The 12,142-nt window shown below is 68.9% G+C and carries 8 protein-coding genes; 3 read left to right on the forward strand and 5 right to left on the reverse strand.

The window, feature by feature from the left end; translation table 11 throughout:
- Positions 1-38 precede the first annotated feature (38 nt).
- The gene (locus tag CXY82_RS06950) at positions 39-1,118 is read right to left on the reverse strand and encodes a nitronate monooxygenase family protein (protein ID WP_104170269.1); all 1,080 of its coding nucleotides are present in this window, start codon (positions 1,116-1,118) and stop codon (positions 39-41) included.
- Positions 1,119-1,188: 70 nt separating this feature from the next.
- A complete protein-coding gene (locus CXY82_RS06955; RefSeq protein WP_104170270.1) occupies positions 1,189-2,754 on the reverse strand; it encodes a PucR family transcriptional regulator in 1,566 nt (521 codons plus the stop codon).
- A 144-nt stretch (positions 2,755-2,898) separates the two neighbouring features.
- On the opposite strand from CXY82_RS06955, the gene gabT reads away from it, so the two are divergent.
- The 3 genes from gabT to CXY82_RS06970 all read left to right on the forward strand — a co-directional run bounded on the left by gabT (position 2,899) and on the right by CXY82_RS06970 (position 7,305).
- On the forward strand, positions 2,899-4,260 hold the full coding sequence (gabT, locus tag CXY82_RS06960) for a 4-aminobutyrate--2-oxoglutarate transaminase (RefSeq protein ID WP_104170271.1): 1,362 nt from the start codon (positions 2,899-2,901) through the stop codon (positions 4,258-4,260).
- A 164-nt stretch (positions 4,261-4,424) separates the two neighbouring features.
- Positions 4,425-5,888 (forward strand): NAD-dependent succinate-semialdehyde dehydrogenase, encoded by a 1,464-nt coding sequence (locus CXY82_RS06965; RefSeq protein WP_104170272.1) that lies wholly within the window; start codon positions 4,425-4,427, stop codon positions 5,886-5,888.
- Positions 5,889-5,946: 58 nt separating this feature from the next.
- Positions 5,947-7,305, forward strand: coding sequence for an NAD(P)/FAD-dependent oxidoreductase (locus CXY82_RS06970; protein WP_241981747.1), 1,359 nt, complete (start codon positions 5,947-5,949; stop codon positions 7,303-7,305).
- A gap of 130 nt (positions 7,306-7,435) precedes the next feature.
- Here CXY82_RS06970 and CXY82_RS06975 read toward each other — a convergent pair whose 3' ends face one another.
- The 3 genes from CXY82_RS06975 to pepN all read right to left on the reverse strand — a co-directional run bounded on the left by CXY82_RS06975 (position 7,436) and on the right by pepN (position 11,944).
- On the reverse strand, positions 7,436-7,894 hold the full coding sequence (locus CXY82_RS06975; protein ID WP_369828393.1) for a globin: 459 nt from the start codon (positions 7,892-7,894) through the stop codon (positions 7,436-7,438).
- A complete protein-coding gene (locus CXY82_RS06980) occupies positions 7,884-9,128 on the reverse strand; it encodes a mechanosensitive ion channel family protein (protein WP_104170275.1) in 1,245 nt (414 codons plus the stop codon). The genes CXY82_RS06975 and CXY82_RS06980 overlap by 11 nt, the downstream gene beginning before the upstream one ends.
- A 272-nt stretch (positions 9,129-9,400) precedes the next feature.
- Positions 9,401-11,944: an aminopeptidase N gene (gene pepN / locus CXY82_RS06985; RefSeq protein ID WP_104170311.1), complete on the reverse strand. Its 2,544-nt coding sequence runs from the start codon at positions 11,942-11,944 to the stop codon at positions 9,401-9,403.
- Positions 11,945-12,142: the final 198 nt, after the last annotated feature.

Here is a 12,142-nt window from a genome sequence, read left to right on the forward strand (position 1 = left end):
TTTTGGCCGGATCGGCGTTAAACTGACCGAAAATCGGCTCAAACATCAAAATCTCCGTCGAATTGGTTCGACACCGGTCGCTGACTCGGCGACACGCGGGCGTCCTGCCACAGCCGGGTGAGCACGTCGGCCGCCGGTTCTGCGCGGGCAGAGCGGAAGCCGGTGCCCGCCCAGAGGGCGAGCCCGTCGGCGTCGCCGCGTCGACCCGCATCCGCCCTGAGGCCACTGGTGAGATGGTTCACCTGAGGATAAGCCCGGGGCGCGGTGGCGTCGTGCTCGATGATGAACGCGTTGCGCAGCCCCCGTGCCGGACGCCCGGAGAACGCGCGCGTGACCACGGTGCGATCAAAGTTCGGGTCGACGAGCGCGTCCTTGTGCGCCTGCTGGGCGCCGGACTCCGCGGTGCGGAGGAACGCCGTGCCCAGTTGCACGGCGTCCGCGCCGGCCGCCAGGAGCGTCGCGATCCCGGCACCGGAGTGGATGCCCCCGGCCGCGATGAGCGGCAGAACCGCCAGGTCCGAAATGGCGCGGACCAGTTCGATCAGGGGAGTGGTCTCCGGTTCTTCGGCCGTCGTGAAGGTCGCCCGGTGTCCGCCTGCTTCCGGGCCCTGCACGCAGAGCACATCGACTCCGCGTTCCTCCGCGAGAACCGCCTCTCGCACCGAGGTGACCGTGGCGATCACGCACGCGTCGACGGCGTGCAAACCGTCCACGGTATCGGCCGGCGGCAACCCGAAGGTGAACGACACCACGGGGACTCGGTGCCCGATGAGAAGGGCCACCTTGGCGGAGAACCAGTCATCGTCCGCGGCCAGTGTCGGGGGCAATTCCACGCCGTGTTCCAGCGCGGTCGCTGTCAGGCTCCGGCGGTAGGCATCGACTCCGGCCTGGTCGGTCAGTGGCGGCCCGGGAACGAACACGTTCACGCCGTACGGCGGCCGCGAGCCCTGGTGCACGTCGGCGATCTGCCGGGCCAGCGCATCCGGGGTCTTGTACCCGGCGGCCAGGAACCCGAGGCCGCCCCCCGCGCTGAGGCTGCGCACCAGGGCCGGGGTGGATGCGCCACCGGCCATGGGTGCCGCGATGATCGGAATGCGAAGGTCCTTCAGGCTGAACATTGTCTCTTTCCGGTGTGTGGGTGCTTACGTCACAGTGTGCGAGCCGCCTCGTGCGTGCGGTGTTTCCGGCCTATCCCGCCGACGCCAGCAGCGCCGCCCAGAGGTCGGCGCGGGCGTGGAAGGCGCCGAGGTCCCGCCCGAGCAACTGCTCGGCGTGGCTGATCCGGCCGCGCACGGTGTGTCGGTGCACGCCGAGCTCCGTCGCGGCCGGGCCGAACTGGCCGTTGCGCTCGAGCCACACCCGCAGGGTGGGGAGCAGCGCCGTGCCGTGGGCGGCATCGTGGTCGGAGAGTGGCCGGAGGGTGGCGCGGCCGACCTCCGAGGCATCCGTTCGGGCCAGGAACGCGAGCACGCCCTGCCGTGAGATCACCTCGAATTCGACGATGCCCGCTGCACCTTCGTGGGCGCGCTCGAGCGCCTGTCGGGCCTGGGCCGCCGCGTGCGGCAGGGCACGGTAGGCGCTCCGGTCGGAGACGCCCACGTGCAGCCCGAGGCCCACCAGCTCGGCGAGCACCGGATCGGCGGCGACATCGAGGACGAGCAGCACCTGGCCGCCGTCGCGGGCGAAGAACAGGTGCCCTGGGCGTTCCTCGACCCGCAGTTCGAGCAGCTCGGCCAGAGCGTCCAAGCGTTCGGGCGGCGGGGAGACGACGGCGACCCGCACCGGCTCGGCCGGGAGGGCACCCCAGAGCTCCCGGGAGATGCTCTGCACCAGCGGCAGGTCGCCGCCGAGCAGCGCCTGCAGCAGCCCGGACCGCAGGTGGCCGCGGGCGCGACCCTGGGCGCTGTTCTGCTCGAGCGCGAGCCCGGCGAGGGCGATGACGCTGGTCACCACCTGCTGGCTGGCCTGGTCGAGCAGGGTGCCGCCGCCGAGGGCCAGCACCCCGCGCAGCTGGCCCTGCCGCCCCAGGGTCTGCAGGGTCAAAGTCTCGCCGCCCTCGTCGAGGGTGGTGCCGGCCCGCTGCCCGCGGCGGAGCAGCCGGCCGGCCTCCGCCTGTACCCGCGGCAGGGCGGGGGAGGAGGCGGAACCGGAGAACGCGTCGCGGGGAAAGACCCGGTCGAGCGTGCCGCTCGCGTCGAAGAGCGCGACCCAGTGGCCCAGCTGCCGGGACAGCTCGCTAAGAATGTTGCTCAGGCCGTCGGGTCGGAGGGCCGCGTGCGAGATGGCCCGCTGGGCGTCCAGCGCCCAGGTGTTGCGGGCGTAGCGCAACTCGGCGACCAGGTCGCCGGCCGCGCGGGCCACCGCGATGAACGGAGTGTCATAGGGCACCTCGATCAGGGGCAGCCCCTCGGCAAGGCAGGCCGCAACGAGGGCCTCCGGCGTGCCGGCGCGCACGACCTCCGTGCCGAAGCCGAGACAGGCGATGCCGCGGGCCGTGAGCCGGCGCACGTAGTCGCGGTAGTAGGCATCCGTCATCGGGTCGGCGAACTGGGTGCCGGTGGTGAGGAGCACCTGGCTGGCGGAGAGAAACGGCGTCGGGTCGGCCAGGTCGGAGCCGTGCACCCACTCCACGGGCTGGTCGAGCGCGTGTGCCGGCAGCTGCGGCTCGGCCGTGAGCAGGTGCAGCTGGAGGCCAGGCTGGGCCAGCAGGCGGCGCACGGTGGGCAGAAGCGGCGGGGCCAGGTTCGGAGCCATGCGACGAGTGTACAACGTGGCGAAAGTTCACCCGCGCGTTGTACACGGTGCCGGATGTTGCGGGTGGCCGCCCTGCGTAGCCTTCTGGAATCGGTATCGTCGCCGGCCCCGCGCCGATGCAACAGCCAGCGAACTGGAGCAGCAATGACCCTCGTAGACGCCCTTTCTGTGATCCCGGTCGGCGGACCGTCCCTTCCCCAGGAACGCCGCCTCGTCACCGCCATCCCCGGCCCGAAGTCCCAAGAGCTCGGACGTCGCAAGATCGAGGCCGTCTCCGCCGGGGTGGGCGTGACCCTGCCTGCCTATATCGTCGCGGCCGGCGGCGGTGTGCTTGTCGACGTCGACGGCAACTTCCTGATCGACCTCGGCAGCGGCATCGCCGTGACCGGCATCGGCAACAGCGCCCCCGAGGTCGTGGCCGCCGTGGCCGCCCAGCTGGCCCAGTTCACGCACACGTGCTTCACCGTGACGCCCTATGACTCGTACATCGAGGTAGCCGAGACGCTCAACCGGCTCACCCCGGGCGACCACGCCAAGCGCAGCGCCCTGTTCAACTCCGGCGCCGAGGCCGTGGAGAACGCCGTCAAGATCGCCCGACACTACACCGGCAAGCAGGCCGTCGTCGCCTTCGACCACGCTTACCACGGCCGCACCACCCTGACCATGGGCCTCACCGCGAAGAACCAGCCGTACAAGAACGGCTTCGGCCCCTTCGCCGCGGAGATCTACCGGGCACCCACGTCGTACCCCTACCGCGACGCCGGACTCGACGGGGTCGGGGCCGCCCGGCGCGCCATTTCCCAGATCGAGAAGCAGGTCGGCGCCGACAACCTGGCCGCCCTGATCATCGAGCCGATCCAGGGTGAGGGCGGCTTCATCGTGCCCGCACCCGGCTTCCTTCCCACCCTGGTGGACTGGTGCCGCGCGAACGAGGTCGTCTTCATTGCCGACGAGGTGCAGACCGGATTCGCCCGCACCGGCGACCTCTTCGCCAGCAACCACGAGGGCATCGTGCCCGACCTGATGGTGATGGCCAAGGGCATCGCCGGCGGCCTGCCGCTCTCCGCCGTCACCGGCCGCGCCGAGATCATGGACGCGCCGCAGGTCGGCGGCATCGGCGGCACCTACGGCGGCAACCCGCTCGCCTGCGCCGCGGCCCTGGCCACCATGCGCAGCTATGAGACCGAGAACCTGGCCCAGCGCGCCCGTGAAATCGGCGCCATCCTGACCGGGCGGCTGAACGCCATCCGTGCCGTCGACAAGCGTGTGGGCGATGTGCGCGGCCGCGGCGCCATGATCGCCATCGAACTGGTCGACCCGGTGACCGGAGACCCGGATGCCGCCCTCACCGGCCGCGTCGTGGCCGCCGCTCACGCCTTGGGTGTCGTGCTGCTCACTTGTGGCACCTACGGCAACGTGATCCGCTTCCTGCCGCCTCTGAGCATCTCCGACGACCTCCTCGTCGAGGGCCTGCAGGTGCTGGCGAACGTGCTCGCCGCCGCATGAGCCCTGGCTCCGCGGTCTCCTGCCCGAACCCGACGGGGGTACAGGGCGATCAGTCATACTGGGGGAACGCCGCGGGGAGGGTGGCGGAAACGCCCTTTCTGCACGGCCTCCACCCCTGATCAAAACCTCATTCGCATCTCCCGTATCGCATCGGAAAGAGACTCATCGTGTCCACTCGTGAAACCGAACTGCTCGCCCGCGTCCCGGACGGCCTCTACATCAACGGCACCTGGCAGCAGGGCGGCGGTAAGGCCATCGAGGTCACCGACCCGGCGACCGGTGCTGTGCTCAAACGGATCGCGAACGCGGATGCCGCCGACGGCATCCGTGCCCTCGATGCGGCCGTCGAGGCGGCCGAGTCGTGGGCGGCTACCGCGCCGCGTACGCGGGCCGAGATCCTGCGCCGGGCCTTCGACCTGCTGCAGGAGCGCCGCGATGACTTTGCGCTGCTGATGACCATGGAGATGGGCAAACCTCTCGCCGAGGCCAATGGAGAGGTCACCTACGGCGGCGAGTTCCTGCGCTGGTTCAGCGAGGAGGCCGTGCGCATCAGCGGTCGCTTCGGGCTGAACCCGGAGGGAACCGGCACGATGGTTGTCTCTCAGTATCCGGTCGGACCGTGCCTGCTGATCACTCCGTGGAACTTCCCGCTGGCCATGGCCACCCGCAAGATCGCCCCCGCGCTCGCCGCCGGCTGCACGGTCGTCGTGAAGCCCGCCGAGCTGACCCCGCTGACCACCCTCTTCTTCGTGCAGCTGCTCGAAGACGCCGGGGTACCGGCCGGCGTCGTCAACGTGATCACCACGTCGACCTCTTCCGCCGTTGCCGGGCCGATCATCGCCGACCCCAGGCTGCGGAAACTCAGCTTCACCGGGTCGACCCCCGTGGGCCGCAAGCTCATTCAGCAGGCGGCTCAGGGTGTGCTGCGCACCTCGATGGAGCTCGGCGGCAACGCCCCGTTCGTCGTCTTCGAAGACGCCGACCTGGACAAGGCCGTCGAGGGCGCGATGCTCGCCAAGTTCCGCAACATCGGGCAGGCCTGCACCGCGGCCAACCGTTTCATCGTGCACGAGTCCGTCGCCGCCGAGTTCGCCCGCCGCCTGACCGAGCGAGTCGGCGCGCTGAAGATCGGCCGCGGCACCGAAGCCGGCGTCACCATCGGCCCGCTCGTCAGCGAGGCTGCCGTCGCCGGCACCGACGCCCTCGTGCAGGACGCGCTGGCCCACGGCGCCACCCTGCTCGCCGGCGGCAAGCGCCCCGAAGGCGCCGGCTCCTTCTACGAGCCCACCGTGCTGACGGACGTGGCCCCGGCCAGCGCCCTCCTGACCGAGGAGATCTTCGGCCCGGTCGTCGGCATCGTCACCTTCGCCGACGAGGCCGAGGGCGTGCGCCTGGCCAACTCCACCGAGTATGGCTTGATCAGCTACGTGTACACCCAGGACGTCGCCCGCGGGCAGCGGATGATCGCCAAGCTTGAAACTGGAATGATGGGTCTGAACACGGGCCTGGTCTCCAACGCGGCGGCACCGTTCGGCGGTGTCAAGCAATCCGGTCTGGGCCGCGAAGGCGGGCTCGAGGGCATCCAGGAGTACCTGTCCACCAAGTACACCCTCATCCCGGTCTCCTGACCGGCGACGTACCCGTTTTTCACCTGCTTCCCACCACCAGAACGCAATGGAGCACTCCTTGAGCATCATCGAACGTGACATCGTCATTATCGGCGCCGGGGCATCCGGCCTGACCGCCGCGACCGAGCTGCGGAAGGCCGGCCTCACCGTGGCCGTGCTCGAAGCGCGCGACCGCGTCGGCGGCCGCCTCCACACCGACGACATCAACGGTGCCATGCTTGAGATCGGCGGCCAGTGGGTTTCGCCCGATCAGGACGCACTCAAGGAGACCATCGCCGAGCTGGGCCTCGAGACCTTCGCGCGGTACCGCGAGGGCGAAAGCGTCTACATCAACGCCGCGGGGGAGCGAACCCGGTTCGAGGGCGAGATCTTCCCGGTCTCGGCCGACACCGAGCGCGAGATGGTGGCCCTGATCGCCACTCTCGACGAGCTCGTGGACCAGATGGACCCCGACCGTCCCTGGGCACATCCGCGTGCGGTGGAGCTCGACCAGATCTCCTTCCGGCGCTGGCTGGAGCAGGAGACCGACGACCAGGAGGCCCGCGACAACATTAGCCTCTTCATCGCCGGAGCCATGCTGACCAAGCCGGCGCACGCTTTTTCCACGCTGCAGGCCCTCCTGATGGCGGCCAGCGCCGGCAGCTTCAGCAACCTCGTCGACGCCGACTTCATCCTCGACGAACGGGTCGTGGGCGGGCTGCAGCGGGTGCCGATCCTGCTGGCCGAGAACCTCGGTGACGACGTCTTCCTCGGGCAGGCCGCCCGCACAGTGCGCTGGGGCGACGCTGGTGTGAGTGTGCTCACCGACGACCTCGAGGTGCGTGCGCGTCGCGTGATCGTTGCCGTTCCTCCCGTGCTCTACACCCGGATCTCCTTCGATCCGCCGCTGCCGCGCCGCCAGCAGATGATGCACCAGCACCTCTCGATGGGCTTCGTGATCAAGGTGCACGCGGTCTACGAGACCCCGTTCTGGCGGGAGGACGGCCTCTCCGGCACGGCCTTCAGCCCCTACGAGCTCTCCCACGAGGCCTACGACAACACCAATTTCAACGACCCGCGCGGCACTCTGGTCGGCTTCGTCTCCGACGAGGCCGCCGACGGCGTGTTCACCGTCTCGGCGGAGGAGCGCAAGCAGCGCATCCTCACCTCGCTCTCGCACTACTTCGGCGAGAAGGCACTGACCCCCGTCGTCTACTACGAGAGCGACTGGGGCACGGAAGAGTGGACCCGCGGCGCCTACGCGGCGAGCTTCGACCTGGGCGGGCTGGCTCGCTTCGGCGCGGACCTGCGCACACCGGTCGGCCCGATCCTGTTCTCCTGCAGCGACCTCGCCGGAAAGGGCTACCAACACGTCGACGGCGCGATTCGGATGGGACGCGCAACGGCCGCGGAGATCGTCGCCGAGCTCGACTCGTAAAGCAGGCGCGGCGGCATCCGTCGGTCGGCCTGGTTCGGTCGGTCTGTGTCTCGCGGCGCAGATTGCAGAAGCGGGCGCACGGTAGAACGTGCGCCTGCGTCCCAAGGGTGCGCCGAGAGCGGGTGCGCTGCTACTCGTCGAAGGTGTTGAGCATCGCGAAGGCCGCGCGCTCGAGGTAGTCCCAGAGCTGGTCGCGCTGCAGCGGTGGCAGAGCGGCCTTGTCGACGGCGGCGCGCATGTGGTTCAGCCAGCGGTCGCGGGAATCCGGGTTCACCTTGAAGGGCTGGTGCCGTTGGCGCAGCCGCGGGTGGCCGCGCTGCTCGCTGTAGGTGGTCGGGCCACCCCAGAACTGCTCGAGGAACATGGTCAGACGCTCGGCGGCCGGGCCCAGGTCGTCCTCGGGGTACATCGGCTTCAGTACCGGGTCGGTGGCGACGCCGCGATAGAACTCGTTCACCAGATTCTCGAAGAACGGCCTACCGCCGACCTGCTCGTAGAACGTGGGGCCGATCGCGGTGCCGTTCTCGCCCTCGCGCAGGTGGACCGCACCGGGCGTGGCAGGAGTGGGGGCGTCGGCGTCATTCATCATCGTGAGTCTCCGGATCCGGTGCCGTGTGAGTGGGTGCCTCGGTCTTGGGTGTCGGGGCCTTGGGTGCCTCGGTCTTCGGTGTCGGGGCCGTGGGCACAGCCGGGTTTGTACCGGAAACATCCGCTGACGCTGCGCGTGGGTGTGCCTCTTGGGGCAGCGCGGTCGCGGCGTTCTTGGGTCGGCGGGGTGCACGGGGAGCCTTTTTCTTCCGCACCGGGATCGGGGCGGTGAACGGGCCGGTGGTGAGGTCCGGCATGGCCGCGGCTGCTTCCGCGGCCGCGTCGGGCGTTCCCTCGGAGCCGGGGTCGGAGCCGGCGGCGACCGCGCCATCCGTGCCGGCCATGACCACGCTGTTGAGCGGAGTCAGACCGATGCCGAGCCCGTCCAGCGCCTTCTTCAGGTGCAGGCGCAGGTCGCGGGCGAAGTCCCACTTCGCCGCCACCCGGGTCTTGACGACGAGGCGCACGACGAGGGCCTCGGCGGAGATCGACTCGAGTCCCCAGATCTCCGGCTTCTCCAATATCACCGACCGCCACTTGCGGCTGGAGGCGAGCGCCTTCGCGACGCGCAGCAACTCGTTCTGCACCGCCTCGACATCGGACGAGTAGGGGATGGCGAGGTCGATGATCACGCGCGCCCAGCCCTGGGACATGTTGCCGACGCGCAGGATCTCACCGTTGCGCACGAACCACAGGGTGCCGTCGATGTCGCGCACCTGGGTGACACGGATGCCGACGGTCTCCACGACCCCGGAAGCGAAGCCCACGTCGACGATGTCGCCCACGCCGATCTGGTCCTCCACGACCATGAACAGCCCGTTCAGGATATCCTTGACGATGTTCTGCGCGCCGAAACCGAGACCGGCGCCGAGCGCGGCCGTCAGCAGGGCGAAAGAGCCCAGGATTTCATTGTTGATGATGTTGACGATCAGCAGGATCGTCACGATCAACAGGGTCACGTTGATGATATTCGAGAGCACCGAACCGAGGGTGCGGGTGCGCTGCACGACGCGCACGGCGGCTAGCGGCGAAACGCTCAGCGCCTGCGTGTCCTCCACGTTCTGGGTCTTCTTGACCCCCGTGACGATCTGTTGCACGACGCGGTCGATCACGAAGCGCAACACCCACCGGATGACCAGCGCGGCCACAATGATGACGACGATATTGATGACCCTGAGCCACAGGTCGATTTTGAAAAATTGAATCAGTTCAAGCCAGATTGCGTCAAAGTCCATAACGATCCGAGTCTACAGAGCCGCGTCCTGTCCAAGTCCTGAGTCCGCGGCTCCGCACCCAGCCGCACCCTGTTGAGCCCTGCCACCCGCCCGAACAAATTCGACGGAGATTTCCGCCCAGGTGACGAGCTGAACCGGTTTTGTGCGGCTCGGGGAGCAGAATCTCCGTCGAATTTGTTAGGGGCGAGGGTGGGAGCGGGGGTGGGGACGGGGGCGAGGGCGGATGCGGCGTGGGGCACGAACGGCGCGGGCGGGCGGATGCCTCGGCGCGGCTACTCCGCGTCGCGCGCCTGGGCGGCGAGGGCGCGTTCGACCCCGGCCAGGTTCTCGATCACCAGGCGACGCAGCGCGAGCGGCTCCGGGTTGGCGTCGAGCCACGTTCGCGTCGCGGTGACGAGCGCCCGGTCAGCCAGCGGCGCCGGGTACAGTCCGAGCACCAGCTTTTCCGCGATGGAGAAGCTGCGGGCGGCCCAAACCGGCTGCAACATGGCGAAGTACTGCTCGACGAACGGCTCCAGCAACGTGGTGTCGTTGGCCCGCAGGAAACCGGCTGCCGTGACCCGCACGATGGTGTTCGGCGCGGTGTCCACGTCGATCAGAGACGACCAGGCGGCCTGCTTGCCCTCCAGGGTGGGGATGGCGGCGCGGGCCTGCGCGGCCGACTGGGCGCCGGTCGCGGTGTTGTCCGCGGCCAGTGCTGCGTCGATCTCGACCGCGCCGGCCTTGCCTCCGGCCACGAGGGCGATGAGCAGCTCCCAGGAGAGGTCGGTGTCGATCTCGAGGCCGTCGAGCGGCGCCGTGCCACCCCGCAGCGCGGCAACGGATGCCAGCTGGCTGTCCGTGGTTGCGATGGCGGCGAAGAACTTCACGAACTGGAACTGCTCGTCGCTGCCGGCGTCGGCGTGGCGGGCGAGGGACCAGAGCGCGTCCCCGACCTCCTTGACTGTACTCGTGCGGAATTCCTCGGCGACGTAGTACGAGGCGGCGAGCACAACCTGGCCGAGCACGGTGCGCAGCGTGGTGGACTCGGATTCCGTCGCGACGTTGCCGAGCACAAGCGTGATGAAGTCGCGCGCCGAGGTCTCGGCGTCGCGGGTGGCGTCCCAGACCGCGCCCCAGATGATGGCGCGGGCGAGGGGGCTCTCGATCGCGGAGAGGTTCTCGAGGGCCACCTCCTGCGATGCCGGGTCGAGGCGGATCTTGGCGTAGGCCAGGTCATCGTCATTGAGCAGAACGAGGTCGGGTTGTTGGTGGCCGAGCAGTGACGGGACATCCGTCTGCTCGCCGTCGACGTCGATCTCGATCCGGTGAGTGCGCACCAGGGCGCCGTCCACCCGGTCGTAAAAGCCAATGGCGAGGCGGTGCGGGCGGATGGTGGGGTAGTCGGCCGCGGCGGTCTGCAGCACCGTGAAGCCGGTGATGGCGCCGGACTTGTCCACGGCGATCTCGGGACGCAGCGTGTTCACGCCCGCGGTCTCGAGCCACAGCTTCGTCCACTCGGTGAGATCGCGGCCACTGGAGGCTTCGAGCAGGGCCATCAGGTCGGTCAGCTCGGTGTTGCCCCACTGGTGCTTCTGGAAGTACGCGGCGACGCCGGTGAAGAATTCGTCGCGGCCGACCCAGGCCACGAGCTGCTTGAGCACGGAGCCGCCCTTGGCGTAGGTGATGCCATCGAAGTTGACCTGCACGTCTTCGAGGTCGTTGATCGTGGCGGTGATCGGGTGGGTGGAGGGCAGCTGGTCCTGCTTGTAGGCCCAGCTCTTCTCCATCACGGCGAAGGTGGTCCACGCTTCGGTCCACTCGGTGGCCTCGGCGGTTGCCATGGTCGACGCCCACTCGGCGAACGACTCGTTCAGCCACAGGTCGTTCCACCACTTCATGGTGACGAGGTCGCCGAACCACATGTGCGCCAGTTCGTGGAGCACGGTGACGACGCGGCGTTCCTTGATGGCGTCGGTGACCTTGGACCGGAACACGTACGTCTCCGTGAAGGTGACCGCGCCGGCGTTCTCCATGGCGCCCGCGTTGAATTCCGGCACGAACATCTGGTCGTACTTGTCGAACGGGTACGGGTAGTTGAACTTGCCCTCGAAGTATGCGAAGCCCTGGCGGGTCTTCTCGAACAGGTAATCCGCGTCGAGGAACTCGAACAGGCTTTTACGGCAGAAGAGCCCGAGCGGGATGACGCGGGCGTCGCTGGAGGTCAGCTCGCTGCGCACGACTGCGTAAGGGCCGGCGACGAGGGCAGTGATGTAGCTGGAGATGGTGTGGGTGGGGGCGAATGCCCAGGTCTTGTGGCCGCTGCCGGCATCCGTCGGCTCGGGCGTGACGGAGTTGGAGATGACTTCCCAGGCGCCGGGGGCGGTGACGGTGAAGGCGAACGTGGCCTTGAGGTCGGGCTGCTCGAACACGGCGAAGACGCGGCGGGAGTCGGGCACCTCGAACTGGCTGTACAGGTAGACCTCGTTGTCGACCGGGTCGACGAAGCGGTGCAGGCCCTCGCCGGTGTTCGTGTACTCGGCGTCGGCGACGACGGTGAGCGTGTTCTCGGCGGCTAGGCCGTCGAGCTGAATCCGGATGCCGTCACTGACGACTGAGGGGTCGAGCGCGGCGCCGTTCAGCGTCACCGAGTGCACGGTGCGGGTGATCGCGTCGATGAAGGTGGACGCGCCGGGCGTCGCGGTGAAGTGCACCGTGGTCTCGCTGCCGAACGTTTCCGGTCCGGTCGTGAGGTCGAGGGTGACCTCGTAGCTCTGAACGGTGATGAGCGCGGCGCGCTCCTGGGCTTCGATCCTGGTGAGGTTCTCTCCGGGCAACGGTTTCTCCATCTCGGTTTCGCGGTCTGCACGCGCGCCGACGTTTGTGGCGCAGCGCACCGACAATCAGCCTAGCCAAGGAATATGGTGTCTGCACGAGGGTAAGCACCGACCCGCGGGCCGCGACGGACGACCGGTACCGTGAGTTTGCTGACGTGGGAGCGCGCGGCATGAGCGCCTGCTACGAGGCGTGGGCAC

Source organism: Cryobacterium sp. M23 (assembly GCF_002929655.1).
GTDB classification, from domain to species: domain Bacteria; phylum Actinomycetota; class Actinomycetes; order Actinomycetales; family Microbacteriaceae; genus Cryobacterium; species Cryobacterium sandaracinum.

What these genes read in the sequence shown, in the direction of transcription:
- CXY82_RS06955 (WP_104170270.1), bottom strand. Translation starts at nt 2,754, where the DNA reads ATGGCTCCGAACCTGGCCCCGCCGCTTCTGCCCACCGTGCGCCGCCTG.
- CXY82_RS06980 (WP_104170275.1), bottom strand. Translation starts at nt 9,128, where the DNA reads ATGGACTTTGACGCAATCTGGCTTGAACTGATTCAATTTTTCAAAATC.
- gabT (WP_104170271.1), top strand. Translation starts at nt 2,899, where the DNA reads ATGACCCTCGTAGACGCCCTTTCTGTGATCCCGGTCGGCGGACCGTCC.
- CXY82_RS06975 (WP_369828393.1), bottom strand. Translation starts at nt 7,894, where the DNA reads ATGATGAATGACGCCGACGCCCCCACTCCTGCCACGCCCGGTGCGGTC.
- CXY82_RS06950 (WP_104170269.1), bottom strand. Translation starts at nt 1,118, where the DNA reads ATGTTCAGCCTGAAGGACCTTCGCATTCCGATCATCGCGGCACCCATG.